Genomic DNA, 26,071 nt, shown 5'->3' with positions numbered 1-26,071 from the left:
GCCGAATCCTCTGTGCAGAGTTACTAGACGGAATGCTGTAATATCAGGAGCACCCACTGCCAATGACCGAACAGGAAATGATTATCAACGCGTTGGGTGTCGCTCCCAGTGTTGACGTCGCGCTGGAAGCACGCCGGCGTATCGACTTTCTCGGCACGTATCTGCGTGCATCGGGCCTCAGCACCTATGTGCTGGGGATCAGCGGCGGGGTGGATTCACTCGCCGCGGCCCTTCTGGCTCAACGAGCCGTCGAAGAACTGCGAACGGCTGGATACGACGCCAAATTCCTGGCCGTTCGGCTCCCGTATGGCAACCAGGCCGACGAGAGCGACGCCCAGCGGGCTTTGGACACCATAGGGGCGGACGAAGTGTGCCGGGTCGACATCAAGCCGGCTGCCGACGCAATGCTGGATTCGATCAAGCGGGCTGGTGTCGAGTTCGGCGACGCCGGCCGCGAGGATTTCTTGCTTGGCAACATCAAGGCGCGTCAGCGCATGATTGCCCAGTTCGCGCTCGCCGGTGCCAGCCGAGGACTGGTCATCGGCACCGACCATGCGGCCGAGGCACTGATGGGCTTCTTCACCAAGTTCGGCGACGGCGCCGCCGATATCCTTCCTCTTTCGGGGCTAAACAAACGCAGGGTGCGAGCCTTGGCCGCGCATCTGGGCGCTCCGCCCGAACTCGTCGACAAGATCCCGACCGCCGACCTGGAGAACCTTGTCCCGCTTCGTCCTGACGAGGATGCATATGGCGTCACGTATGAACAAATCGACGATTTTCTCGAAGGCAAGGAAATCGACGAGGCCGCGCGAACGCGGATTCTTCATGTACATTCCAGCACGGCACATAAGCGCGCGCTTCCGGTGACAGCGATTGCGCTAACACTCTCGCCATGACGGCACGGGCAACAGTTCCATGATTCCGCTTCGTGGTCAGCGCCTCGTGGAGATTGCTTCCGCCATTTGGCAGCCGCGAGTCTCGCGCGACAGCTGTCCGTGCTCGGTCAGCTCCAAGCGGGCCCAGATCCTGCTCGCTGCCAATGCCGGCCTGGGCGACGGGCCATCGCCGCCACGGTGGTGGTCGGCGGCTCCACGGTCTACCGCACCAAGCGCTTCGTGGAGATAGGCCTGGAGGCGGCGCTCAGCGGATTGATCCGCAGGCAACCCGGCCTCGCGCGCAATATCGAACTGCTCGTCGAACCCGAAAGCCTACCCAGGCTACAGCTCAGCTAACCCATCAAATCCTCTGTGCAGAGGTACCAGGGCAATAAAACTCTCTGTCGCGAACTGGCAGCCCCGCCAACGGAAGGCGGGGCTGGTAAGTTGATTGTCCCGGCAAGCTTTTTTGCCAGGGCGATTGGCCTAGGCAGGCACAAAGCCAAAATAGGCTTTGTAGGAAGCCCCATCGCCGGAAATCAGGGGCGTTTCCACCTTGAACCCAATCCCGCTGAAGGTGGTATTGTTCGTGCGTGCCGCGAGCAACACCATCTGTTTTGCGGAGATGGTTACTGTCGCGCTCCCGATCCTGTCATCGCCCCAATCGAAGAGATCGCTGATGGCGCCGCCGATCGATGGCATCAAGGATCCCAGGGCCGGGCCGGCTATCGCGGCAATGATAGGTCCTGCCACCGGAATGAGGCCCAAAGCGAGCGTGCCCGCCGTATGGACGCCCATGACGATCTTCTGCACCTCGTCCTTGTATTTGTTGGGGTCGCCAAAATCGTTTTCCATCAGCACCGTGCCGATATTGATGCCGTAAGGCTTGCCTCGATAGATTTCCATAAGGTCGGGTCTTGTATCTCCGGCATCGACGTCGCCATAGACCTGGCTGCGCTTGGTGTCGGCGATCTGTGGCGTTGTCACGCTGACGATGACATAGGGTTCGTCCGCACTCGATCCCTGATCCCAGTCGGTCTCGCCGAAGCAATGGAGGCCGGTATAGTGGACGACGACATCTCGAAGGTCGATCGCGCCGGTGTCGGGCCACCAGTATATGCCGCCGTTTTCAAACAGATTGGCACGGCCACCATCGGCAAATTCGGTCTCGTCGGTCGTGGGATATCCCAGATATGACTGTTCCCAGCCCAGGCTCTCCCACTTCTTGCGGATGTCACCGTACACCACGTTGGCTCCTGTGTTCGGTGTCCAGTAGATCGAGCCGGCATTGGCAAAATGGTTGTAGCGCCCGACGCCGTCGGGAGTTCCGGTTTCGTCGGTGACCGGATAGCCGAGAACCGAGCGCTCCCAGCCCATTGCTGCCCATTTGCCGCGAATTGCCCCCCAAATCGCTTGAGCACCGGTATTCGGTGTCCAGTAGATCGAAGCGGTATTGTTGTTGAAGTGATTGTATCGGCCGACGCCGTCGGGAGTTCCGGTTTCGTCGGTGCAGGGAATGCCCCACGCGAGACCGCCAAGCGCAATCCACTTCCTGTAGATTTCGCCATGGATCTCAAAGGCGTCGTGCATGGCATCGTTGTAACAAATGCATGAGCCGTTCTTGAGATACCAGGCTTTTCCAGTGTCCTTCCTGTCGATCTCGGCGAAGCCGGCGCCTCCAAGGGAGTTGTACTTTTGCTGTATGACAGCTTCGGGCGAGAGGAGCGACCAAGGCCCGATCCTGAGCTGGTCGGAAAGTCTTGTGGCTCCAGCCCGGATGGTGCCGGCACGCACTCTCGAAGTTGCTCTGGCAGTATACGGCATGACCTTTTCCTTCCTGTGAGTGTTGGTATCGGGGGCTTCAGGCCTCCGGCGATCGGTTTTGATCGACGAGCCGAGGTTCCCAGACCGCGACTTACGGACGGCTTACAGAGTTCCGAGCTGCGCCAGAGCAATTCCAGGAAAAGTGTGGAACGGTTTTCCGTCCGGAATTGCGCAAAAATAAAGAGATAGAGCGGTTCGGCGTTTCGGTGAAACGATGACCGGTCTAGAGAAGCGGGCGCACGAGCGAACGCAGCAAAGGCGAGGGCTCGTCATCGCCGGTCGAAGCGAGCGCGCGTTCATAGCGCCGGTAATCCTCGATGGCGCCGGCATGGTCGTTTCTGGAGAGGCTCTCCTGGATGAGCGTGCCATGGAGTTTGGCCGATTCCGGGTAGAAATCGAGCGCACGCCGGCACGCTTGGCGTGCCCGATCTGCGTTGCCTTGGCTCTGCCAGTGTTTGGCGACCCGCACGGCAAGCTCGACCAACCCGTCCCGCACCCGGTCGGCCGCGGCGTTCGACCAGGCGGGCGTCGGGCCATTCGAGAAAAGCGGGCCGACAAAGCCTTCCAGCAGTTTCTCCTGCTCCTCGATTGCGCTGTCTCTTTGGCCCGACAGAACGGGTTTCAGCCGGTCTTCCCAATCCTGCAGATCGATCCAGACCTTGTCGGCAGCGAGCCGCAAACGGCCCTCTCTCAGCGTTACGAGCTCGCCTTGCCCGAGCAATTTGCGCAGACGATGCAGCGCCTGCTCCAAGGCCGCTTTGGCCTGGTCGCCGTCGAGGTCGGGCCAGAGCCAATCCTGCAGGGTTTCCACCGAACAGACCTGATCCCTCGACAGGCAGATAATGCGCAATATGTCGAGAGCGCGGGTAGGTTTGGCACCGGGCGCGACCTCGGCACCATCGATCTCGAGGCGGAAGCCTCCCATCAAGTGGATCCTGAGCGGCCAAGGCCACTGGACGGGTCGGCCAGAGGGCGGGACCAGATATCGCGCCCGAACGACGCGGCGGCAGAGATCGACGTCGATCTTTCGCTCCAGCGCATCGGCGACCAGATCGGCCAATAGGTCCGGCAGGTTGAGCAGGATTGCGGAGGGGTTGACCTGGCGCAACACCTCCATGAATTCAGCCAGACGAGTGCCATAGGACGCGCCGCCTTTCCACTTCTGCTCCAGGGCCCGAGCGGCCAGAATGTTGAGCTCGACCCGCTGGCGAGGGCCGCCGCTCAGCCTTTCGACGATCTCCTGGAGTAGCGCAATGGCCTCCGCTGGACGCCGATCGGCCAGCAGGACCTGGTATTTGGTGACGTAATGCGGCCAGCGTTCGATCATCGGCTCATTCGCCCGCTCGATCGAATCCATGAAGGCATCGCAGTCGAGATAAGCCTTGACGAAGTCGCCGTTGCGCGTGTGCATCGCCGCGTGGCAGTCGGCGACTACAGCGACCTGGGTTGTGAACCTGCTGTCCGCGATCTCGCCCAGCCGAGAGACGAGCGCATTGAATTCCGAGAACCTGTTGTGAAGCTTCATCAGCAATTGAAGCTGATAGAGCGCGCTGAACTCGACGCCCCGCAAGGCGTGCTGCTCGCCTATCGCCGTTGCGCGTCGCAACGCATCCTCGGCCGAGGCATAGACAAAACCGCGCCGCGAATAGGGGAAGTAACGGCCGCTGGCCGAGCCAAAGGACACCAGCCACATGCCGAGCACCAGCGGCGGGATATCCGGATGTTCGAGATCGGCGGCAACGCTGTCCACGGCATTGGCAAAAATGTCGCGCTGCCCCGACGAGGTCGCGTAGTCGATGAGCGCTTCGCTTGCCAGCAGGCGCAACTCGACCGAATCCTCGATCGGCAGATGTGTCAGGCGCTGCTGGATATCATTCACGAGGCGCTTCGCGTCATGGGCGTCGAATTCGCCAGGTTCGGCGAAATCGACGGCCCGCAGGATGCCGAGCCTGACCATCATGAGTTCCTCCGGATCCAACTCCGGCAATCCCCTGGCAAGAAGCTGTGAGGCTCGGCGCGTCCAATCCGCCAGCCCCTCATGCGTACGCCAACTGGCGGTCTTGACTACGACCGCCCGCGCGACCGTCAGGCATTGGCCGCGCATGTCGGTGTTCTCGAATGCTTGCCATGCCTTGGAGAAGTGCGGTTCGGCCTTCGCATCGTCCGATGCGAAGGCGACGCCCAGCCAATAATGGACCCACCCGTCCATCTGGTCGGGGGGCAGCCTGTTGCACCATTCGACGAAGCTGGCCCTGCGCCCTTGCGTGAGAACGCCGTTAGCGCACTCCAGAATGAGCTGGCGTGCCAGCGGCCAGGCGCCCGCCTGCAACGCCAGCACGATTGCCGCGTCGGTTTTGTCTGCCTCGTGCAGGACCTTTGCTGCCTGCTCGCGCAGCCTGGAACGGTCCGCTTCCGTCACGCGCCGGTCCAGTAGGCCGGCAAGGTATTCGCGCAACAAGTCATGCAGCTGGAAGGCGGCGCCGCCCGGACCGTCGCGCGTGATCAGCAGCTGGCGATGCTGCAGCCGCACCAGCAGGCGAGCAGCCTGCGGCGAGCCCAGGAACGCATCGGCAAGCTCCGTGCTGATCTCCGGCAGAACGTTGAGCCTGATAAGCAGATCCTGGTCCTCCGGCGCGATGTCGCGCAGGAAATAACGTCCGACAATCTCCCGAAGGCCGGCGCCCCCGGCAAGGCCGGTCTGCGAAAGCGGGTAGTACATTCCGGCGTTGGCCAGCAGGAGAAGGCCCACCGCCCAGCCGCGCGCCTCCGAAATGTCGCCGACCTCGGACGGCGATTGCGAGCGGGCGGTGACGAGGTTGCGAGCCTCCCCAGGCGAAAACTCCAGCAGCGTTTGGTTGAGCACCGGCAACTGTCCCGACAGCACGAGGTCGGCGACGTCGCCCTCAGGCAGCATCCGCGATGTGCAGATGCAGCGGACAGTGTTGGGGCGTTCGCGCAACAGGATCGCCAGCGTCCGGCGAAAGCCTGGCGCATCGGCACGATGCAGATCGTCGAGGACCAGGATCGTGCCCGGATCAAGCCGCGAGAAATAGGTGCGGAAGAACAGCCGCGCGAAATCGTCGGAATTGTCGGCATATTCCGGACCAAAGACCGGCATGCCGGCATGCCTGCCGTCGAGCGACAGCGTCAGATAGTGGAAAAGGCGCGCAACGTCCTGGTCCTCGGTGTCGACCCGATACCAGTTGTACGCCGACTCGCCTTGCTTCAGCCCGCCTTGTTCCCGCCCGCCGTGTTCCAGAAAGTCGATCACCGCGGTGGTCTTGCCGTATCCACCAGGCGCCGCCAGCCAGCATGCACCGCTGTCGAGGGCCTGCGAAAGCAGCGCCACTACGCGCGGACGGCTGACAATTCCCACTGGCCGGGGTGCCGAGAGCTTTGCTATCTCGCGCGGCGCGTCCCGGAAGTATTTATCCATTGTGAGGACTCTCGCAGCGCAGTCGCCTCGCCAAAACAGGTAATCGGTTCGCCCGCAACAACAAATCGCCGGCCGGCGTTGTGCTCGCCTGACGTGCCGTTCTCGCCGGCAAGGTCGCGGTTATCCCTTGTGCGACATGATATGCGAAACCCCGACACTCACGTCGGCGGTGTGTCTTGCCATCACTGCGTTCATTCGCATTGCAATCGCCGCATAGCCGTTTCGTTCGTGGTCGGTAACTTCCGAGGGCTTGAAGAGCCAAGGAAGGGGTGCAACCTGCGCGTCGGCGAAATTGGCCGGCAGGTTCGATGGCAAGACCTTTTTCCCTAAAGGCAGCTCTAGCCCAAGGTCGCTAAATTCCTCCTCGAGACTGGCGTGCAGATGAGAAAGGACCACATAGATCGCCAGCTTTGATCTAGTCCTTTCTGTGTTGTTTTGATTGTACTCTTGAAGAACCTCATCGAACGATGGCGATACGACGCTTTCCGCAGCGGTAGCTCGTGTTGCAACAGCGCCGGCCAGGGCAGTCGCTGCCATTCCTGTAAGACCTACAAAATCACGCCTTGTCGTGCTGGTCATGGTGAATTCCCCTCGGTTTTGAAGACGGACCAAGTCTGGCAAGGACGAGGCGCAGTGGCAATAGGCCGCATAAGCTACTGGTGTAGAGGGTCTTTACGTCGCCGATGTGAATCCACCCATCCACCCGGCAACGATAGTGCCAAGCCGCCAGCAGGCCTGCAATGCGTTCGCGAGCTTCGTCTGAGAGACGCCGTGAATCCAAGGAGGACTTCCTTGGAATTCATCCAGGCAAGGGTTCGAGAAAAATCCGCTGGTGGAGCTGAGGAGGATCGAACTCCTGACCTCGTCATTGCGAACGACGCGCTCTCCCAGCTGAGCTACAGCCCCGTCCAGCGGATGGGGCTTTTATCGGCCGCTGCGGTTTCCTGTCAAGGCTGCGCTTGCTGCCGAAATGCCGTTCGGCCGTTCGTGCGCCCTCGCCCATGCGGCGGAAGACGGCTCTTGCCGCTTTCACCTACAGTGGCTACATGTCGGCAGCAATCGGAGACCGGCATGATCGCCCTCATTCAGACCATTGTCATGGCGCTTGACCTTTACTGGTGGATCATCATCGCCTCGGCGATATTTTCCTGGCTCTACGCCTTCAACGTCGTCAACTCTCGCAACCAGTTCGTCGACACCATCAGCAACATGCTCTATCGGCTGACCGAGCCGGCGCTTCGGCCGATCCGCCGCTTCATGCCCGACCTCGGCGGCATCGACATCTCGCCGATCATCCTGCTGCTGATCCTGTTCTTCATCCGGCAGTTCCTGCTCACCACCGTGCTTTCGCTGGTCGTCTGAGCCCAGGGCGTCCATGAGTGCGCCGTTCCGCACGCGCGCCGACGGCATCGACCTGTTTGTCCGGCTGACGCCGAAATCAGCGATGGACAGGCTGGAAGGCATCGAAACATCGGCGGATGGACGAAGCCATCTGAAGGCTCGCGTCCGCGCCGTGCCGGAAAACGGAGCCGCCAATCGAGCGCTGGAAAGGCTGGTAGCCAAGGCGCTTGGCGTGCCGGCATCGGGCGTCTCGATCGCTGCCGGCGGCACAGCTCGGCTGAAGACGCTGCGCGTGCTTGGCGATCCCGCGGCGCTGGCGAAACGCATCGATACGCTGGGCACACCTGCGCCATGATCTCGGCTGGCTCACTTACCCGCAAAAAAAGGCCGGGCTGCAAAGCCCGGCCAGATGTGAAGGTCGAAAACCTTCAGAGGGGAACGCGCCGGACGAATGGGAGGAAACATCCGACGCGCATTGCATATGGGTTGGCGTCGGCGACGTTTCAATGAGGTCGGAGGAAAGCTCAATGACCACTACTCGAGTCCTATTCTTCGATGTTCTGGGAACCGTCGTTGATTGGCGCAGCGGTATCGCAAGGGAGGCCGGCGCCTTCCTCGCGCGAGTTGGTGCAGAGCAGGTCGATCCCGGTGAATTCGCCGATGCGTGGGCGTCGCGCTATGACGCCTCGACCGAGGCGGTGCGGACGGGGCAGCGGCCTTTCGTGTCACTTGACGTAATCAACAGGGAGAATCTGGACGCCACCCTCGTCCAGTTCGGGCTGGCCCCATCCGAGCTGCCGACCGCCGAACTTGAGGAACTCAACCTCGCCTGGCACCGGCTGGAGCCGTGGCCCGATTCGCTGAAAGGCCTTGCGAGGCTAAAGGAACGCTTCATCATCGTGCCCTTGTCAGGGGCCAATACCCGGCTGTTGCTGGATATGGCCAAGCGCGCCGGCCTGCCTTGGGACACCGTCCTTGGCTCGGATGTGTTCGGCACCTACAAGCCTGCGCCGCAGGCTTATCTCCGCGCAGTGGAGATCCTGGAGGTGCGACCTGCGGAGGCCGTGTTGGTCGCCGCGCATAATGACGACCTGGCTGCGGCACGAAGGTGCGGTATCGGAACCGCCTTTGTTGCTCGGCCAAAAGAGCATGGCCCGGCGCAGACGACCGATCTCTCGCCTCTTGAGAACTGGGACTTTGTGGCCGACGACCTTGTCCATCTCGCCCAAGTCCTCCCGTAGGCAGAGGCCAGCAACCTAAGCGATGTCGTCGCGAATGCAGGCCTTCAGATGGCCGTCGGCTGTCGCCCTCAGTGGCGGTACAGCCCCGGCGCAAGCCTCCAGCGCGAACGGGCAACGGGTCCGGAAAACGCAGCCCGACGGCGGGTTTGCCGGGCTTGGAATATCGCCCTTGAGCACTTGTCGGTCTTGCCTGGCCAGCGGATCGAGCGACGGAATGGCCGACAGCAGCGCGCGCGTGTAGGGATGCTGCGGCCGGGCATAAAGCTCGGCCGCCGGCGCAATCTCCATGATGCGCCCGAGATAGAGCACGATGACCGTGTCGCAGATGTACTCGACGACGGCCAGATCGTGCGAAATGAACAGCATAGTCAGGCCGAGCCGGAGCTGCAGGTCGCGCAACAAATTGATGATTTGCGCCTGGATCGAGACGTCGAGTGCCGAGACCGGCTCGTCGGCAACGATGAATTCCGGCTCGAGCGTCAGCGCCCGGGCGATGCCGATGCGCTGGCGCTGGCCGCCCGAAAATTCATGGGCGTAGCGGTCATAGGCGTCGACCGGCAACTCGACCGCGGCAAGTGCCTTCTCGGCCTTCGCCCGCCGCTCGGACTTCTTGCCGATGCCTTGAATGTCCAGGCCTTCGGTGAGGATCTGCCCTATCGTCATGCGCGGCGACAGGCTGGCGAAGGGATCCTGGAAAATATACTGCATCTTGCGGCGCTGGCGGCGCAACTGGGCGGCACCCAGCCTGGTGATGTCGGTGCCGTCATAGTTGATTTGGCCGGATGTCGGCTCGATCAGACGCAGCACCGAGCGGCCGATCGTCGTCTTGCCGGACCCGGATTCGCCGACCAGGCCGACCACCTGGCCACGCCTGACATCGAAGGAAATGTCCTCCAGCGCCCTGACCACCGGGCCACGCGAGAACGCTGTCGGCGCAAAATGCTTGGTCAGGTTTTTGACAGCGAGGAAAGGGGCGTCGGCCATCAGAGCTCCTCCCAACGCAGGCAGCGGCTTTGCTGGGTCGGCGTCGCCCCAAACAATGGCGGGACCGCGGCGCGGCAGGCAGCGATAGCCATCGGGCAACGCGGCGCGAAGGAACAGCCCTTGGGCAGCAAGGCGAGCGACGGAACATTTCCGGCAATGGTCGGCAGCGGCGTTCCCGCCGCCTTCAGCGCCGTGGCCTGGCCGAGCCGCGGCACCGAGCGCATCAACCCTGCCGTATAGGGATGACGCGGACGGGTGAACACTTCGCTCACCGGACCTGTTTCGACGATACGCCCGGCATACATCACCGCCACCCGGTCGGCGATTTCGGCGACGACGCCGAGATTGTGGGTGACGAACAGGATGCCCATGCCGCGCTGCGCCTGCAGGTCGGCCAAAAGATCGAGGATCTGGGCCTGGATGGTGACGTCCAATGCGGTTGTCGGCTCGTCGGCGATCAGCAAACCAGGATCGCAGGACAGGGCCATGGCAATGGTGGCACGCTGGCGCATCCCGCCCGAAAGTTCGTGTGGATATTGCCGCGCCCGCCGCTTCGGATCGGGAATGCCGACCCGTTCCAGCAGCCGCACCGCGTCTGCTTCTGCCTCGCGGTGCGATTTGCCGAGATGGATGCGGATCGGTTCGGCGATCTGCTCGCCGATCGTGTAGACCGGGTTGAGGCTGGTCATCGGCTCCTGGAACACCATGCCGATCTCATTGCCGCGTATCTTGCGCAGCGACTCGGCATCGAGGCTGGTCAGCTCGGTAACCGTGCCGTTCTTGCGCCGCAGCGCGATCGACCCCTCGGCGATATGTCCGACCCTCTTTGGCAACAGGCCGATGATCGACAGGCTGGTGACAGATTTGCCGGACCCGGATTCGCCGACAAGCGCCACCGTCTCGCCGGAGCCGATCGTCAGGTCGACATCCCTTACCGCCGCGATGTCGCGCCCCGCGATGCGGAACACCGCGCGCAGGCCGGAAATCGAGAGGATCGGCATGGCGCTCAGCGGAGCAGCCCCACATCGCGAAGGATCATGTCGATCTTTGCGGTTTCCTCGTCGTTCAGGCTGCGCTGCGGCCGCGCCATGGTGTTCGACGCGATGATGCCGAGGCTCTTCATCGCCGCCTTGAAGGCGCCGACGCCGGCCGAGCCGGCGCTGGTCCTGCCGAGCGAGATCCAGACGATCTCGAACAGTTTCAGCAACCGCTCCTGCTCCACGCGGGCTTCGGCATGCTGGCCCGCCTGCGTCAGCTTCCACAGCCTGACATAACCATGCGGGTCGACATTGGCGAGCCCCGGCACGACGCCATGCGCACCCATCGCCAGCACGCTGTCGACCAGGATCTCGGAGCCGGTCATGCCGAAGAAGCCGGGGGCGTCGGCCATGTCCTTGAGCACGTAACGCAGATTGCCGTCGTCGCCGCTGGAATCCTTGATGCCCGCGATGGCGCCTTCCCTGGCGAGGCCGACCGTGGTCTTGCGCTCCAGCTTGACGTGGACGCAGACCGGGATGTCGTAGGCGATGACCGGAATGTCGATCGCATCCTTGATATAGCGGAAGTGGTCGCCGATCTCCGGCTGGCTGGTGCGGGTATAAAACGGCGCGGTGACGACGATGGCGTCGGCGCCGGCCGATCTGGCGATCCGGGCGTGGTTGATGACGCGGTCGGTCGTCGGGTCGATGACCCCGGCGAAGATCGGAACCCGGCCGTTATTGACCTTGACCGCGTGCTCGAGGACGGCCCTGCGGCCCGCCTCGTCGTGGAAGACCACCTCGCTGGTCGAGCCGAGCACGAACAGCCCGTGAACACCGCCGTCGAGCAGGTTCTCGATGGTGCGGGTGAACGACGGAAAGTCGATGCTGAAATCGGCATTGAGCGGGGTGACGACAGGTGGCACGACGCCGGTAAACAGGGGCATTTTGATAAACCTTTGAGGTCAGTTGAGATCGGAGCGGGGGTCGAATGCGTCGCGCAGGCCGTCGCCGATGAAATTGATGGCGAGCACGGTGAGCACCAGTGCGGCGCCCGGGAACATCCATTGCCAGGGGTAATTTTCAAGCACCACGGTGGAGCGGGCGAGATTGAGCATGTTGCCCCAGCTGGCTTCGGGCGGTGCGATGCCGAGGCCGAGGAAGGACAGGCCGGCCTCGAGCAGGATGGCGTTGGCGATCTGCAAGGTGGCGTAGACGACCAGGATATCGATGCAATTGGGCAGGCCATGCCGGAACAGCAGATGCGGCAGCCCCGCGCCCATGCCGCGGGCGGCAACGACGAAATCGCGCTCGCGCAGTTCGAGCAGCCGGGCGCGCACCATGCGCGACAGCACCGGCCAGGAGAGCAGCGAGATCACCAGGATGGTCGGGGCGATGCCGGTGCCGGCGATCGAAGCCAGCACCAGCAGGAAGATCACCGGCGGCAGCGTCATCGCCAGGTCGACCAGGCGCATCACCGTGCCGTCGACAAGACGCCCGCCAAAGCTGGCGACGGCGCCGACCAGGAAGCCGATGACGGTCGATATGGCGACCGAGCAGACGGCGACCAGCAGTGAGATCCGTCCGCCTTGCAGCAGCCGGGCCATGACGTCGCGCCCGACACCGTCGCTGCCCAGCCAATGAATGGCCGACGGCGCCTTGTTCATTGCTCGGAGGTCGATGGTGTTAGGACCGAACGGCCACCACAAAGGATACGTCGAAACCGCCAGCAGGATCGGGATGACGATCAAAAGCCCGGCACGCGCCGCGCGGTTTTCAAAAAAGCGGTCGAGCGCGCGGCGAAGCGGGCCTTTGGTTTGCGGCACGGCTGTCGGGTCAACTGTAGGATCTGGCGCCGTGATTGCCATCATGCCACCTGAATGCGCGGGTCGACGACGGCATAAACGACGTCGGTCAAGAGGTTGACCAGGATGACGCAAACGCCGATCACCAGGGTAGCGCCCATGATCACCGGGTAATCGCGGGTGCCGACGGCATTGACCAGAAGCAGTCCCATGCCCGGCCAATTGAACACGCTTTCCAGGAAGATAGCGCCGCCGATGGCGATGCCGACAGTCGAGCCGATCAAGGTAATGACCGGCAAGAGCGCATTGCGGGTCGCGTGCTTGATGATCACCCAGAACTCGCGCACGCCCTTGGCACGCGCCGTCCGCACGTAATCCTGGTTGAGCACTTCCAGCAGCGAGGCGCGCATGTAACGCATGATCAGCGCGGCATGGCCGACGGACAGCAGGCAGGCGGGCAGGACGAGGTGCGCAAGCACATCCGTCGCCGAGAACGGCGCACCCGCGGTCTGCATGCCGCCGGACGGCGCCCAGCGCAGCAGCACCGAGAAGAAATAGAGACCGAGCAGCGCTGTCAGAAAAGCCGGGCTGGAGATACCGATAAACGACAGCACCGACAGCGCGATGTCGGATGGTTCGTTACGGCGCACCGCGCTGAAAATGCCGGCGGAAATGCCGAGCACGATGGCGATCGCCAGGCCCGTACCCATCAGGAGCGCCGTCGGGCCGATGCGTTCCATGACCAGTGGCAGCACGGCAACGCCGCTGCGCTGGATCGAATAGCCGAAGTCACCGCTCAGCGCCGCGCGCAGCCAGGCGAGATACTGCACGGGAAGCGGCCGATCGAGTCCGAGCCGTTCGCGCAGGCCCTCGAGGTCGGAAGCCGACATGGGGACCGATGGGTTGATATAGGCGTCGATCGGATCGCCCGGCGCCAGCCGCAACAGGATGAAGATGAGGACGCTGAGCGCGACCAGCATCAGCAATCCTGTGGCGCTGCGGCGGGCGATGAAGCTCAACATCGGCTTTCCGTGGCGGTGGCAGGCGGCGCCAAAGTGGTCCCGCCTGCTCGCTTGCTTGCGGGTTTCTTACTGGATGTCCCAGCGCTCGGGGTGAGCTGCGTAGGGGCCGCCGCCCGGCGCCGGCGTCCAGACGAAGTCATGCAGCTTGTTGGAGGCTACGCCATAGCGGTTGGCCACCCACAACGTCGCCCAGGGTAGCTCCTTGTTCATGACCTTGCAGACCCCCTGCCAGGATTGATCGAGCTTGGCCGGATCGGTTTGGCCTAGCGCGGCGTCCAATGCGGTGCTCAGATCGTCGAACTCGATGCGCATGGTGTTGAAGCCTGCCGGCGGGATCTGCGACTTGTTGAGGCCGGGATTGAGGCCGGCCGGGTTGGGGCCGTTCTGCAGGCCGGCATAGACCATCGGAAAGGCGTTCCAGTCCGGCGTGCCTTGCTTGTAGACGATGCCGTTGTAGGTCGGCGTATCGACGACCCGCGGCACCACATTGATGCCGACCTCGGCCAGCATCGACTGGACAGCGGCCATCACATTGGCCGCTTGCGGCGAGCCGTAATAGGTCAGCAAGGTGATCGGCTTGTCGCCGTTGATCTTGTCCCAGCCGGCCTCGCTCAGCAGCGCCTTGGCCTTTGCCGGATCGTAGGCATAGGGTTCGAGGCCTGCGGGAACGAGATGCGGCGCGACATAGCCGCAATTGGCTGGCTCGGCGGCACCGCCGTAGAGGCTGTCGATGATGGCGTTGCGATCGATCGCGTACATGATCGCCTGGCGGACACGGATATCCCTAAACAGGTCGACCTTCTGGTTCAGGCCGATATAGTTGACCACGTACGAGGCACCTTCGATCACCTTGAAATTGCTGTCGCTCTTGAACGATGCCGCATCGTCGGGCTCGACATAAGTGAACTGGATTTCGCCGGCACGGAGCGCGGCAACGGCCGCCGCCGGCGACTCGAAATAGCGGTTGATGAGCACGTCTACCTTCGGCTTGCCGCCGCGATAATCGTCATCGGCTGCCAGTTCGACATATTGGTCGGTCACGTAGCGCTTGAACTTGAACGGGCCGGTGCCGACCGGAGTGGTCGACCACCAGGTGCTTGTCGCCAGCGATTCCGGCGGCAGAGCGGCCAGGGCATGCTCCGGCAGGATCATCAGCTGCGAGAGGATGGATAGAAACGAGCCGTTCGGTTTCGATAGCTTCACCACTGCGGTGTGGTCATCCGGGGCATCGACCGAGGCGATGTTGGCGAGGCGGGCCGCAAACAGGCTGCCGGAGGCCTTGTTCTTGGCAAGCTCGAGGGTGAACTTGACGTCCTTCGAGGTGAACGGTTTGCCGTCATGCCAGGTCTCGTTGACCAGGTTGAACGTATAGCTCAGCTGGTCGTCGCTGATCTTGTAGTCCTTGGCGAGGTCGCCTTCGATCTCGGTCAGTCCGGCATTGTAGATGACCAGCGGTTCAAAATAGGTGCTGAGCCAGGTGTAGCCGCCGGTCGCGACCAGCGGGTTGAAGTTCTTGGGAAAACCGCCGGGGCCGACGTCGAAGCCGCCCGCAATGGTCTTGGCGCTTTGTGCCTGGACACTGGTCAATGGGGCAATGCTGGCGAGCAGCAGCCCGGCGACTGAGAATGCGATGGTCCTGATGCGCATGGTTTCCTCCCTTGGCATAGTCAGGTTGTTCTTCAGCTTGCTCGGTTTTTGGCGATAACCTGCTGGATCCCCCGGTAATGGTCATCGAGCCGCCGACGCGCCTGCTCGACATCCTTGGCGGCGACAGCCTCGACGATCTCGTGATGGTCGCGCCATGTCGCCAGCGGCGTCGGATTGTCGAGATTGGTGAAATTCGAGGCCTTGTTGAACGCCATCCAGAAGATGTCGATCAGCGCGCTCAGCATGCGATTGTTCTGGCAGCGGAACAGCAGCTGATGGAATTGCTGGTCCTCTTCGGCGAAGCTCTCATGGCGCTCGGCACGTTGCCGCATGCGCTCGGTCAACTGGCGCAGCGCTTCGATATCTTCGGCGCTGATCATCTCGATCGTCTTGGCGATGAGGCCGGTTTCCAGCACGCGACGGATTTCGCGCAGCTCTTCGACGTCGCGCAGCGAATCCTGCAAACCGTAGGCCAGGTTGTCCAGCAGCGGCTTGAACGAGAACTCCTTGACGAACACGCCGATGCCGCGCCGTGTCTCCAGGATGCCAATCGATTCCAGCGCCTTGATGGCCTCCCGCACGGAGTTGCGGCCGACGCCGAGCCGCTGCGCCAGAAACGTCTCCGGCGGCAAGGGATCGCCGGCCTTGAGCTGGTTGCTTTCGATATAGGCCCTGAGGCTTTCCTGCACGGTGACGTGCAGCAGCGGTGGTCTGCTCAACGGTTCGATCGACTTCAGTTCCGCCATCCCACTGCTTTCATCATCCGCTGAAGCTTGCCCGCCGCTTGTCGTATAGCCACTTGTAGGATATCCTGCAAGCCCATAGCAAACGTGCTGCCTCCGAATGAAGATTATCCTCGCCGGCTCGAGCCACTGGCACGCCGAAATGCACCTCGACGCCGCACGCTTTTACGGTGCGGAGATCGCCGGTATCTGGGACGAGAATCCTGGCCAAGCGCATGCGTTCGCCGCGCACCACGACCTGCCGTTTATCGAAGATTTCAAGGAGATACTCTCCAGCCCGCCGGATGTGATCCTGTTGATGGGGCACCCTTCGATGGTGCCGGCGCGGGCACGTGCGATCATCGCGGCAAGGGTACCGCTGATCCTGGAGAAGCCGGCGGCCAGCCATACGAGGGAACTGATGGCGCTGCGCGACCTCGCCAGGCAGTACCAGGCTTTTGTCGCTGTTCCCCTGCCCAACCGTTTCGGGCCGGCCGTTGCCGGCCTTGAACGGCTGCGCCGGCAAGGTCGCGCCGGCCCCGTGGCGCATTGCCAGTTCCGGCTGGTCAACGGCCCGCCGCAACGCTACATCGCCGACGGTGTCGCCTGGGTGCTCGACCCGGCGGTTGGTGGCGGGGGTGCGTTGAGGAATCTCGGCATACACGGCGTCGACGCGGCACTCAGCCTGGCAACCGGCAAGCTCGGCCTGAAAAGCGTTTCGATCGCGAACCGCATCCATCCCGGCCCGGTCGAGGATCACGCACTTCTGGTGCTGGAAGACGAGGCCGGCGCGCTGTTCATCGTCGAGGCCGGTTACACCTTTGCTTCGATGCGCCCCGGCGGTGACTTCGAGTGGCGCATCGTCAGTGCCAATGCCACCCTCATCGATCATGGCGACCATGTTATCTGCGCAACGCTCGACGACGCGGCAATCGTCGACTTGCCGGTCGAACTGCCGGCGACGCGCTATCGTCTGTTCATGCGCGATACGCTTGACCGGCTGGCCAGAAAGGCGCCTCCGCCGGTGTCCATCGAAGATTATGTTGCGGCGATGTCGCTGATCGACGCCGCCTATCAAAAGGCAGGACCATGATTGGAATAGGAATTATCGGCGCCGGCGATTTCGGCGCAGCCCATGCGCGGGCAATCCCTGAGGCTGGCGGCATTCGCCTCGTCGCCGCCTCTCGAGGAAATGCCGACGCACTGCAGCAATTCACCGCTGAACATGGCGGCCGCGGCTACGCGGACTGGCGAAGGCTGCTGGACGACAAGGAGGTCGATGCGGTCCTCATTGCCAGCCCGCACCATCTCCATGCCGAAATGGCCATCGGCGCGGCAAAGGCCGGCAAGCATATCCTGCTCGAAAAACCGATGGCGCCGACGGTGGCTGCCTGCGATGCGATCAACGCCGCCGTGGCCAAGGGTGGCGTCAAGCTGATGGTCGCCCACCTCATGCATTTCGCCCTGCCCTGCATGGCGGCCAGGCAAATTCTGGAGGAAGGCGAGCTCGGCCGGCCGCTCGCCGGATCGAGCTGGATCATCAAGCTGTGGATGGAGCACAATCGCCGCGACTGGCATCTGCGCAAGGCGACCGGCGGCGGCATGCTGTTGACGGCCGGCATCCACGCGGTCGATCGCCTGGTCTGGCTGATGGATGACGATGTCGTGTCGGTGAGCGGCATGCTCGGCGCCAAGTTCCATGACCAGGAAGCAGACGACAGCGCTCTGCTCGGATTGCGCTTCGCCGGCGGCGGCATCGGCCAGGTGCAGAGCGTCGGCTATCGCACCGGCGCCACCACCTATGCCATGGATCTGGTCTGCGAGCGGGGAACGCTGCGCATCGACATGGACCGCGGCACCATGCTTGGCCGCGAGACGGTCTGGACCGAGCTGCCCGGTTCCTTTGAGCCGAACTGGATGCATAACGCGCTGGTGCGCGAATGGAGCGCAATGCGCGATGCCATTGCCGATGACACGCCGGTGCCGGTCGACGGCATCTATGCGCGCAAGATCATCGCCATTGTCGAGGCTGCCTTTGCGTCGAACGAAACCCGCCGCGAACACGAGATCGCCGGTGGACGCTGACCTCGACGACCATCTGGCCCGCTTGCCCGCACACGCACCGCGCGGCATTTGGGGCGCGGTGATGCTGGCCATCGACGATCGCGGAGCGATCGACTGGCAGGCGACGGAAGAGACGATCGCCCGGCTCTGCGCCTCAGGCGTCGACGGCGTCTATTCCAATGGAACGGCCTGCGAATTCCATTGCCAGACCGAGCCCGAATTCGACCGGCTTTGTGAGTTGGTCGCAGCCATAGCCGGCCGCGCGCGCCTTCCTTTCCAGATCGGCATCAGCCAGTCCAATCCGCGCGTCGCGCTGGAGCGACTGACGCGGGTCGCCGGACTTCGCCCGACGGCGGCTCAATTCACGCTGCCCGACTGGTGGCCGCCCAGTGACGACGAGATCATGCGTTTTGCCGGCGGCCTCTGCGAGGCCGCGCCCGAAACGCCGCTGGTGCTCTATAACCCGCCGCACGCCAAGCGCCGCCTGACGCTCGACGGCATCGCCAGTCTGCGTGCGGCCGTGCCATCGCTGGTCGGCGCCAAGCTGCCGGGCGGCGACGCCGGCTGGTATGCCGACACGCGCCGCAGACTGGACGGATTTTCCGTCTTCGTCCCCGGCCACACGCTGGCAACAGGCTATGCCGGGGGAGCCCATGGCAGCTACTCCAACGTTGCCTGCCTCAACCCGAAGGGCGCGGTGCAGTGGTGGCAGATGATCCGCACCGACATGGCCGCAGCTGCCGAACTCGAGGCCCGCATACAGGCCTTCCTGGCCGTACATGTCCTACCGTTTCGCACCCGTTACAATGTCGGTGATGCAGCGCTCGATAAGGCGATGGCGGCGGCTGGCGGCTGGGCGCCGCTCGGGCCGCGATTGCTCTGGCCCTACAGCTCCGTTCCCGATCAGGAAATACCGACGCTGGCCAGGGCGGCTCACGCGGCTTTCCCGGAATGGTGATAGACCCGTCACCAAGGCGCGGGACGACGGTTCAGCAGCCGGCTCGCGCGCCCTGTGTCGCGCGTGACACAAACGCCCCCGGCTGAGGGACATCGGCCTCGCGCCGTGCCAGTGAATTGCGCAAGAGCGCGATCGCCTCGCGGCCGGCGGTCGCAATCTCGCGTGGCCTGTCGACGCCGACGATCATGAACTCCTTGATCCCCAAAGCGGCGTAGGAAAGCAGCGACAGCGCGACCTGCGCCGGCGGCCCGGCAAGTTCGAGCGCCTTCTGGCAGGAAGCGGCCGATTTGTCTTCCGAACGGATTCGGACGGGAAGCGCGAAACGCAGCTTGCCGGCCCGGCCGTGTTCGGCAGCAGCGCCGCGTACGCGCTCCATTGACTGGCGAATTTCTGCAAGCGAGCCAGGCGCCAGCTCGAACACGTCCGCATGCCTGCCCGCGACCCTGAGCGCAGTGCCCGACTGCCCGCCCATGCGGATGGTCACATCGGCACCATGCGGCCCCTTGCGCGGCACATAGCCGCCTTTGATGCTGTAAAAGGTGCCTTCATGGTCGAACGGCCTGTCGTTCGACCACAACCGCTTCAGCAGCACCAGATATTCATCGATGCGTTGCCAGACCACCGTATGGCCGGCCGGACGTGCCTCGGCATCGTCGTCGCTCAGCGGCTCGCTGAGCATCCTGAGCGACAGCCGGCCACCGCTTCTCGCGTCGAGGGCAGCGAGTTGTCGCGCCGCCACGGTTGGTTCGATCACGCCTGCCCAATGCGTGAGCACGACCTCCAGGGACGAGGTCCGGTCCAGCGTCTGGGCGGCAAGGTCCATATTGGTCAGCAGCCCGGCCTGGTCGTCGATGACGATCCTCTGGAATCCAGCATCCTCGATCAGTGACAGCTTCGTCGCGGTCTCGACAAAGTCATAGAAAAAGCTGGCGTCGGCAGCGTGGATCTTACCGGGAACATGCGTGAACTCGATCGGCATTGCCATCTCCTCCATCACGTTGGAATCAGGGCGCGCAAATGCACACCGGCATTCGGTTCATCAACTCCGGAATTTCTGCAAACGGCACGCCGCTATCCCGAGGAAGCCTCGATGATCAGAGCCTTGACAATCAGGGGATCAGCCCCAGTACCACTGCCCCGGTGAATACAAACGCAAGGGCAAAGACGAGATAGGCGAAAGCACCGGCATAGGCCGGCCGCCACACCTGGTCGGAACCCAGCCTTTGGCCTTTGCGGGCAGTCTGAGCGTTCTGGCTATAGGACATATCGACCTCCGTCTCGGCGCTTAATCTATAAAATCAGTAGACTTTGTCGAGTGCTATTTTCGCGCGATCCTTAGAACAATTTTCTCCAAACGGCGGACAAGTTAGTGCTTTTACTGCTTAGCGCTGCCTTTTGCGGCATGCCGGGGTGACGGCAGGAAACGTCAGGTCCATGTGTCTGTGGCTCCTTGGCCATCCAATGGATGAGGGATAGCATCGCTTCAGCGGAAAGCCGCGACGTCACGGCAAGGCAGCAGGGAGCAAACCATGGGGACAAGACTGGCCGGCAAGGTCGCCATCATTTCGGGTGGCGCGACAGGAATGGGCGGTGCGGCCTCGGAGCTTTTCGCGGCCGAGGGCGCCAAGGTGGCGATCGTCGACCGCAACGGCGAAGCGGCGGCGGCTACCGCGGCGGCAATCAGGCAACGCGGCCATGTCGCCGAGCACTGGGTCGCTGACGTATCGGATGAGGCGCAGGTCGAAACGGCGGTGAAGGGCGCGACGGAAAAATTCGGCCCGGTCACGGTTCTGTTCAACCATGCCGGCACCCTCGTCATCAAACCCTTCCTGGAGACCACGCTGCAGGAATGGGACTGGCTGCATGCCGTCAATGTGCGTTCGATGTTCCTGATGACGCGTGCTGTGCTGCCCGGCATGATCGCCGCCGGCGGCGGTTCCATCGTCTGCACCTCGTCGATCTCGGCGGTGGCGGCGACGCCGATGGAGGTGCTTTACGACACCACCAAGGGCGCCTGCCATATGTTCGCGCGTGCCATCGCCGTCGAGTTCCGCGACCGCAACATCCGCTGCAATGCGGTCTGTCCAGGCTTCATCAGGACACCGCATGGCCTGCGCGAGGTCGCCGATCTCGACAAACTCGGCGTCGATGTCTCCGACGCGGCAATGGCGGCGCAGCAAGGGCGGATCGGCGAGCCGGAAGAGGTCGCGAAGGCAGCCCTGTTCCTGGCCAGCGACGAGGCCAGCTTCGTCAACGGCGCCCATCTGTTCGTCGATAACGGCTTCACCGCGATGTGAAAGGCGAAGCGCCGCTACCGCTCTTCGCGCCGGAACGGCTTGAGCAGCGCCGACGGGGCCACCGCATTGCGCGACATCACCGCCATAGCGACGATGGTGAAGATGAACGGCAGCATCAGGAAGGCCTCGTAGGGGATATGGCCAAGCCCGCTCGCCTGCATGCGCAACTGCAAGGCGTCGACGAAGGCAAACAGCAGTGCAGCACCTGCCGATCGCCACGGATCCCAGCGGCCGAAAACGACGAGCGCGATTGCCACCCAGCCACGCCCCGAAACCACGCCGAAGGTGAAGGCGTTGAATTGCGCCATCGACAGGAAGGCACCGGCCAGTCCCATCAAGGCACCGCCGAGGATCACCGCCTGGAAGCGTGTTGCAATGACGCTGACGCCGGCAGAATCGGCGGCACGCGGGTTTTCGCCGACCATGCGCACCGCTAGGCCCCAAGGCGTGCGGTAGAGCACGAAGGCGGCCAGCGGTATGGCCAGCATCGCCATGTAGACCAGCGAAAACTGGTTGAACACCGCCGGCCCAAGCACCGGTATGTCGGACAGGATCGGGATCGGCAGCGTCTCGAACCCCTTGATGTTCGGTGGCACCGATTGCTGTCCGAAGATCAGCCGGTAGAGGAAATAGGCAAGGCCCGACGAGAACAGCGTCACGCCGATGCCGCAGACATGCTGGCTGAGGCCGAGCGCTACAGTGAACAGCGCGTGCACGGCGCCCATCAGCGCCCCGGTCAGCACCGCCGCGAGCACGCCAAGCCAAAGGCTGCCGCTGAGGCTCGCCGCGGTGAAGCCGGTCATCGCCGACAAAAGCATGATGCCTTCGATGCCGAGATTGAGCACCCCGGCGCGCTCGGAGAACATTTCGCCCAGCGTTGCGAAGGCCAGGGGCGTGGCAATGCGGATGATGGCGGCCAGGAAGCCGACCTGGAATATCTGCTCCAGCACCACGCTCATTTGGCTATTCCCACGCGACGGAGGCGATAGGCGGTGAACAGCAGCGCCACCAGCATGGCAAGCAATGCGGTTCCCTGAATAACATCGCTGAGGAAGGCCGGAACGCCGGTCGCCCTCGACATCGCCTCGGCGCCGGTCATGACGGCGGCAAGGAAGATCGCCGCCGGCACCACGCCGAGCGGATTGAGCCTCGCCAGCATGGCGACGACGATGCCGGAATAGCCATAGCCCGGCGAGATGTCGCTCATCACCTGGAAATGCACGCCGCCGACCTCGCCGACGCCGGCAAGGCCGGCCAATGCGCCAGACAGCAGCGCCGTCGAAATCAGCACCCGCTCGACATTGATGCCGCCATAGCGCGCCGCTTCCGGGTTTTCGCCGGTGACCCTGATGCGGAAGCCGAGCGTGGTGCGCGCGACCACGAACCAGATGACCGGTGCGGCGACCAGCGCCGCGACGACGCCGAGATGCAGCCGTGTGCCTTCGAGCAGCACCGGAAAATTGGCCGTATCCTCGATCGGCGGCGAGATCGGGTAGCCGCTGAAACTGTCCTTCCATGGCCCCTCGATCAGCGCCATCAGTGCATAGAAAATGACCGAGTTGAGCAGCAGTGAGCTGACCACGTCATCGACCCTGAATTTTACCCTCAGCGTGGCGGGGATCAGGGCGACGGCCGCGCCGGCGGCAGCGCCCGCCAGCGCCATCAGCAGCATGGCGAGCGGCCCCGGCATCGGGATTGCACCGACGGCACAGCTCGCCGCCGCACCAGCCAGCAATTGCCCTTCGGCGCCGATGTTCCAGAATTTGGCGCGGAAGGCGACTGCCACGGCCAGCCCGGTGAAGATCATCGGCGCGGCACGCACCAGCGTTTCGGTGATGGCGTAGCTGTCGCCCAAAGACGCCGAAAACATAACGCCATAAGCCTCGACGACGCCGGCGCCGGCCAGTGCGATGAGGCCGCTGCACAGGATCAGCGTCGCGCCGATAGCGAGCAGCGGCAGCGCCAGATTGAACCAGGCGGGCGTTGAGGTGCGGGCCTCGAGACGGAACATCAGGCATGGCCCTCCGCTCCGGTCATCATCAACCCGAGTCTGGCGATGCTGGCGTCGGCGCTGTTCAGCGTGCCGACGATGCGGCCTTCATACATCACGGCGATACGATCCGAGAGCATCAGCAACTCTTCCAGATCCTCGCCGATGACGATGATGCCGCAGCCCTTGGCGCGCATGTCGAGGAATTTTTCGTGGATGAAGCGCGCGGCGCCGATGTCGAGGCCGCGAGTCGGCTGCGAAACGATCAGCACCTTCGGATCGAAAGCGAGTTCGCGCGCCAGAAGCGCCTTCTGCAGATTGCCGCCGGACAGCGCCCCGGCGCGCGTCATCGGCCCGGGGCAACGTATATCGTAGGCCTTGATCTGCGCCTCGGCGAAGGCGCGGATCGCATCCGGCTTGAGCAGGCCGTTGCGGCTGAACGCCGCCGTACCTATGCGCGGCAGCACCATCGAATCGGCAAGCGGCAGATTGGTGACCAGCCCTGTCGTCATACGGTCTTCCGGGATGCGGCCGAGGCCGAGCGCCTGGACTGTGCTCGGCGAGAACCGCGAAACCGTTTTGCCGGCTATGGTCATCTTCCCGGCATCGGGCGCACGCACGCCGGAGATGACCTCGGCAAGCGCGCGCTGGCCATTGCCGGAGACGCCGGCGATGCCGAGGATCTCGCCGCCACGAACCGACAGCGAAACATCGCGCAGCGCCATGCCGGAATGATGCGATGTCGAGATACCGTCGAGGGTCAGCACGGCCGCACCCGGCATCGACGGTCCTCTGGCCGGAGGCACGATCTCGTGGCCGCACATCAGCCGCGCCATCTCCGAGGACGTGGTGCTGGCCGGCGCATCGACGCGGCCGGCAACGCGCCCATGCCGGAGCACGACGCAGCGATGCGTCAGCGCTCGCACCTCGTTGAGCTTATGCGAGATGAAAATGATGCCGAGCCCTTGTGCCGCCATCGAGCGCAGCGCCGAAAACAGCCCGTCGACCTCGGTTGGTGCCAACACCGCCGTCGGCTCGTCGAGGATCAGCAGCCTTGCGCCGCGAAACAGCGCCTTGACGATTTCGAGCCGCTGTTGCTCGCCGACCGACAGCGCCGAGACGGCGAGGTCCGGGTCGAGCGTCAGCCCGTGCTGGCGGCCGATCTCGGCGAGCCGCGCCAGCCCGCCGGCGCGGTCGATCCGGCCCGATCTGCCGGGAATGCCGATCAAGAGGTTCTCCAGCACCGAAAGCCGCGGTGCGAGATGAAAATGCTGGTGCACCATGCCGATGCCGGCGGCCAGCGCATCGGCCGAACTGTTGATCGCCACCGACCGGCCCTGCACCAGGATCTCGCCGGCATCGGGCGCATAGGCGCCGAACAGCACGTTCATCAGCGTCGTCTTGCCGGCGCCGTTTTCGCCGAGCAGCCCGAGGATTTCGCCCGGCGCCACGCTGAGATCGACGGCCTCGTTCGCCTGGACGGCGCCAAAGCTCTTGGAGATGCCGCGCATTTCAATAAGAGGGGCAGGCGTTGACAAGGGTGCTCCCGATCGGAATTGGCTTTACGGTTCAGCTTTGATCGACGGGAATGCGCTGCACCCCCCTCTGGCCTGCCGGCCATCTCCCCCTCAAGGGGGGAGATCGGATGTCACTTCGGCTTTCGCAAATCGTCAGCGCTGAAGAAGAGGTGCTGTCGGCGAAGCTGCTAATCTCCCCCCTTGAGGGGGAGATGGCCGGCAGGCCAGAGGGGGGTGCGACAAGCGCCAGACCCCCAAAAGACATCGCTCAGTCAGAGACCGGCGTATTCTCATCGACGTCGACGCGGAAATTGCCATCGAGGATCTCGGCCTTCTTCTTCTCGACCAGTTCCTTGACCTCGGCCGGCAGCGTCTTGTCGAACTTGTGATAGGGCGCGAGGTAGGAGCCGCCCTTGGCCATGCGCGAGAAATCGCCGTAATCCTGCGCGGTGAAGACGCCGGCCTTGACCAGCTTGATCGCCTGCTCGACGGTCGGATACATGTCCCAGACCGGCCCGGTGATCACGGTGTCGGGGCCGAGGCTCGACTGGTCCGACATGTTGGAGATAGCGAGGATCTTCTTCTCCGCCGCCGCTTCGATGACGCCGAAGCGCTCGGCATAGATGACGTCGACGCCGGCATCGATCTGGGCGACGGCCGCTTCCTTTGCTTTTGGCGGATCGAAGAACGAACCGATGAAGGCGACCTTCTTCTTGATGTCGGGATTGACCTCCCTGGCGCCGGCAAAGAAGGCGTTGACCAGCCGGTTCACTTCCGGAATGCCCATCGCCGCGACGGCGCCGATCGTGCCCGATTTCGACATCTTTCCGGCGATCATCCCGGACAGATAGGCCGGCTCGTGAATCCAGTTGTCGAAAACGCCGAAATTCGGCTCGGCCGGCCCGGCGCCGGAGCCGAACAGGAAGGCAGTCTTCGGGAACTGCTTGGCGGTCCTGCGCGATTCGCGCTCGGCGGCGAAGGCATCCCCCAGCACCAGCTCATAGCCGCCCTGCGCATATTCGCGCATGACGCGGCTGAAATCGGCCGTCTGCACCTTCTCCGACCATTTGTATTCGATGCCGAGTTCCTTCTCGGCCTTCTGCAGGGCAACATGGATCTGGTTGTCCCACGGCTCCTCGATCGGCGTGGCGAAGATAGCCGCCACTTTCAGCTTCTTGGTCTTGGCAAAGGCGCTGCCCGGCAGCATCGCCGCCGCCAGGCCGAGCGCGCCCAGCTCCAGCACGTTGCGGCGCGAAAGCTCTTCGCGTTTCGATTGGATTCTGCTCTTCCCGTTGTCCATTGCATGCCCCTCTGATTGGCGCCGTGTCGAGCCGGCTCTCTTCTCTGGAATATCGGCGAAGGAACTATGGA

At 63.4% G+C, this 26,071-nt stretch carries 25 protein-coding genes and 1 tRNA gene; 9 read left to right on the top strand and 17 right to left on the bottom strand.

The window, feature by feature from the left end; all coding sequences use genetic code 11:
* Nucleotides 1-62: 62 nt before the first annotated feature.
* Nucleotides 63-896, top strand: coding sequence for an NAD(+) synthase (gene nadE, locus NKH33_RS16170; RefSeq protein WP_352920558.1), 834 nt, complete (start codon nucleotides 63-65; stop codon nucleotides 894-896).
* 177 nt (nucleotides 897-1,073) lie between these two features.
* The gene (locus NKH33_RS16165; RefSeq protein ID WP_352920556.1) at nucleotides 1,074-1,232 is read left to right on the top strand and encodes a hypothetical protein; all 159 of its coding nucleotides are present in this window, start codon (nucleotides 1,074-1,076) and stop codon (nucleotides 1,230-1,232) included.
* Nucleotides 1,233-1,361: 129 nt separating this feature from the next.
* On the opposite strand, the gene NKH33_RS16160 is transcribed toward NKH33_RS16165, so the two are convergent.
* From NKH33_RS16160 to NKH33_RS16145, 4 genes are all read right to left on the bottom strand, one after another.
* On the bottom strand, nucleotides 1,362-2,699 hold the full coding sequence (locus tag NKH33_RS16160) for an LGFP repeat-containing protein (RefSeq protein WP_352540887.1): 1,338 nt from the start codon (nucleotides 2,697-2,699) through the stop codon (nucleotides 1,362-1,364).
* Between the two features lie 223 nt (nucleotides 2,700-2,922).
* A complete protein-coding gene (locus NKH33_RS16155) occupies nucleotides 2,923-6,135 on the bottom strand; it encodes an AfsR/SARP family transcriptional regulator (protein WP_352920554.1) in 3,213 nt (1,070 codons plus the stop codon).
* Between the two features lie 120 nt (nucleotides 6,136-6,255).
* The gene (locus tag NKH33_RS16150; protein ID WP_352920552.1) at nucleotides 6,256-6,714 is read right to left on the bottom strand and encodes a twin-arginine translocation signal domain-containing protein; all 459 of its coding nucleotides are present in this window, start codon (nucleotides 6,712-6,714) and stop codon (nucleotides 6,256-6,258) included.
* 251 nt (nucleotides 6,715-6,965) lie between these two features.
* Nucleotides 6,966-7,041, bottom strand: a tRNA-Ala gene (locus NKH33_RS16145).
* A 165-nt stretch (nucleotides 7,042-7,206) separates the two neighbouring features.
* Here NKH33_RS16145 and NKH33_RS16140 point away from each other — a divergent pair.
* Genes NKH33_RS16140 through NKH33_RS16130 form a run of 3 tightly spaced genes read left to right on the top strand, consistent with a single transcriptional unit; the run spans nucleotide 7,207 to nucleotide 8,717 of the window.
* Entirely contained in the window at nucleotides 7,207-7,497 is a 291-nt protein-coding gene (locus tag NKH33_RS16140) for a YggT family protein (protein ID WP_023678162.1), read from the top strand.
* A 13-nt stretch (nucleotides 7,498-7,510) separates the two neighbouring features.
* Complete coding sequence (locus tag NKH33_RS16135; protein ID WP_352470731.1) at nucleotides 7,511-7,831, top strand: DUF167 family protein; 321 nt, start codon at nucleotides 7,511-7,513, stop codon at nucleotides 7,829-7,831.
* Entirely contained in the window at nucleotides 7,773-8,717 is a 945-nt protein-coding gene (locus NKH33_RS16130; RefSeq protein WP_352920549.1) for a haloacid dehalogenase type II, read from the top strand. Before NKH33_RS16135 ends, NKH33_RS16130 begins: the two co-directional genes overlap by 59 nt.
* 15 nt (nucleotides 8,718-8,732) lie before the next feature.
* Here NKH33_RS16130 and NKH33_RS16125 read toward each other — a convergent pair whose 3' ends face one another.
* From NKH33_RS16125 to NKH33_RS16095, 7 genes are all read right to left on the bottom strand, one after another.
* Entirely contained in the window at nucleotides 8,733-9,701 is a 969-nt protein-coding gene (locus NKH33_RS16125; protein WP_352920547.1) for an ABC transporter ATP-binding protein, read from the bottom strand.
* Complete coding sequence (locus tag NKH33_RS16120; protein ID WP_352920589.1) at nucleotides 9,701-10,711, bottom strand: ABC transporter ATP-binding protein; 1,011 nt, start codon at nucleotides 10,709-10,711, stop codon at nucleotides 9,701-9,703. Before NKH33_RS16120 ends, NKH33_RS16125 begins: the two co-directional genes overlap by 1 nt.
* Nucleotides 10,708-11,625: a dihydrodipicolinate synthase family protein gene (locus NKH33_RS16115; RefSeq protein WP_352817410.1), complete on the bottom strand. Its 918-nt coding sequence runs from the start codon at nucleotides 11,623-11,625 to the stop codon at nucleotides 10,708-10,710. The genes NKH33_RS16120 and NKH33_RS16115 overlap by 4 nt, the downstream gene beginning before the upstream one ends.
* Nucleotides 11,626-11,643: 18 nt before the next feature.
* The gene (locus tag NKH33_RS16110; RefSeq protein WP_502893704.1) at nucleotides 11,644-12,549 is read right to left on the bottom strand and encodes an ABC transporter permease; all 906 of its coding nucleotides are present in this window, start codon (nucleotides 12,547-12,549) and stop codon (nucleotides 11,644-11,646) included.
* On the bottom strand, nucleotides 12,546-13,505 hold the full coding sequence (locus NKH33_RS16105) for an ABC transporter permease (protein WP_023678169.1): 960 nt from the start codon (nucleotides 13,503-13,505) through the stop codon (nucleotides 12,546-12,548). The genes NKH33_RS16110 and NKH33_RS16105 overlap by 4 nt, the downstream gene beginning before the upstream one ends.
* A gap of 66 nt (nucleotides 13,506-13,571) precedes the next feature.
* Nucleotides 13,572-15,152: an ABC transporter substrate-binding protein gene (locus tag NKH33_RS16100; protein WP_352920545.1), complete on the bottom strand. Its 1,581-nt coding sequence runs from the start codon at nucleotides 15,150-15,152 to the stop codon at nucleotides 13,572-13,574.
* A 32-nt stretch (nucleotides 15,153-15,184) separates the two neighbouring features.
* Nucleotides 15,185-15,898, bottom strand: coding sequence for a FadR/GntR family transcriptional regulator (locus NKH33_RS16095; RefSeq protein ID WP_352920543.1), 714 nt, complete (start codon nucleotides 15,896-15,898; stop codon nucleotides 15,185-15,187).
* A 97-nt stretch (nucleotides 15,899-15,995) separates the two neighbouring features.
* Between NKH33_RS16095 and NKH33_RS16090 the strand changes: the two genes are divergently transcribed.
* From NKH33_RS16090 to NKH33_RS16080, 3 genes are read left to right on the top strand one after another with little or no spacing between them, the layout of a single operon-like run.
* Nucleotides 15,996-16,967 carry a Gfo/Idh/MocA family protein gene (locus NKH33_RS16090; RefSeq protein WP_352451282.1) on the top strand — a complete coding sequence of 324 codons (972 nt, stop codon included), beginning with the start codon at nucleotides 15,996-15,998 and terminating at the stop codon, nucleotides 16,965-16,967.
* Complete coding sequence (locus tag NKH33_RS16085; RefSeq protein WP_352920541.1) at nucleotides 16,964-17,959, top strand: Gfo/Idh/MocA family protein; 996 nt, start codon at nucleotides 16,964-16,966, stop codon at nucleotides 17,957-17,959. Before NKH33_RS16090 ends, NKH33_RS16085 begins: the two co-directional genes overlap by 4 nt.
* Nucleotides 17,949-18,896 carry a dihydrodipicolinate synthase family protein gene (locus NKH33_RS16080; RefSeq protein WP_352920539.1) on the top strand — a complete coding sequence of 316 codons (948 nt, stop codon included), beginning with the start codon at nucleotides 17,949-17,951 and terminating at the stop codon, nucleotides 18,894-18,896. Before NKH33_RS16085 ends, NKH33_RS16080 begins: the two co-directional genes overlap by 11 nt.
* Before the next feature lie 31 nt (nucleotides 18,897-18,927).
* Here NKH33_RS16080 and NKH33_RS16075 read toward each other — a convergent pair whose 3' ends face one another.
* Both NKH33_RS16075 and NKH33_RS16070 read right to left on the bottom strand, forming a co-directional pair.
* Nucleotides 18,928-19,875 carry an LLM class flavin-dependent oxidoreductase gene (locus NKH33_RS16075; RefSeq protein ID WP_352920536.1) on the bottom strand — a complete coding sequence of 316 codons (948 nt, stop codon included), beginning with the start codon at nucleotides 19,873-19,875 and terminating at the stop codon, nucleotides 18,928-18,930.
* A gap of 130 nt (nucleotides 19,876-20,005) precedes the next feature.
* The gene (locus NKH33_RS16070) at nucleotides 20,006-20,161 is read right to left on the bottom strand and encodes a hypothetical protein (protein WP_023678176.1); all 156 of its coding nucleotides are present in this window, start codon (nucleotides 20,159-20,161) and stop codon (nucleotides 20,006-20,008) included.
* Nucleotides 20,162-20,425: 264 nt separating this feature from the next.
* Between NKH33_RS16070 and NKH33_RS16065 the strand changes: the two genes are divergently transcribed.
* Nucleotides 20,426-21,193 (top strand): SDR family NAD(P)-dependent oxidoreductase, encoded by a 768-nt coding sequence (locus NKH33_RS16065; protein ID WP_352681879.1) that lies wholly within the window; start codon nucleotides 20,426-20,428, stop codon nucleotides 21,191-21,193.
* A gap of 14 nt (nucleotides 21,194-21,207) precedes the next feature.
* On the opposite strand, the gene NKH33_RS16060 is transcribed toward NKH33_RS16065, so the two are convergent.
* From NKH33_RS16060 to NKH33_RS16045, 4 genes are all read right to left on the bottom strand, one after another.
* Entirely contained in the window at nucleotides 21,208-22,152 is a 945-nt protein-coding gene (locus tag NKH33_RS16060) for an ABC transporter permease (protein ID WP_023678177.1), read from the bottom strand.
* Entirely contained in the window at nucleotides 22,149-23,204 is a 1,056-nt protein-coding gene (locus NKH33_RS16055; protein ID WP_352540873.1) for an ABC transporter permease, read from the bottom strand. The genes NKH33_RS16060 and NKH33_RS16055 overlap by 4 nt, the downstream gene beginning before the upstream one ends.
* A complete protein-coding gene (locus NKH33_RS16050; RefSeq protein ID WP_502906736.1) occupies nucleotides 23,204-24,694 on the bottom strand; it encodes an ABC transporter ATP-binding protein in 1,491 nt (496 codons plus the stop codon). The genes NKH33_RS16055 and NKH33_RS16050 overlap by 1 nt, the downstream gene beginning before the upstream one ends.
* 274 nt (nucleotides 24,695-24,968) lie before the next feature.
* On the bottom strand, nucleotides 24,969-26,000 hold the full coding sequence (locus NKH33_RS16045; RefSeq protein ID WP_352683733.1) for a BMP family protein: 1,032 nt from the start codon (nucleotides 25,998-26,000) through the stop codon (nucleotides 24,969-24,971).
* Nucleotides 26,001-26,071 lie beyond the last annotated feature (71 nt).

It is taken from the genome of Mesorhizobium sp. M1182, assembly GCF_040318335.1.
Classification (GTDB): Bacteria; Pseudomonadota; Alphaproteobacteria; order Rhizobiales; family Rhizobiaceae; genus Mesorhizobium.
Note: the sequence above shows the minus strand (reverse complement) of the source record. Positions and strands in the feature narration are given on the sequence as shown.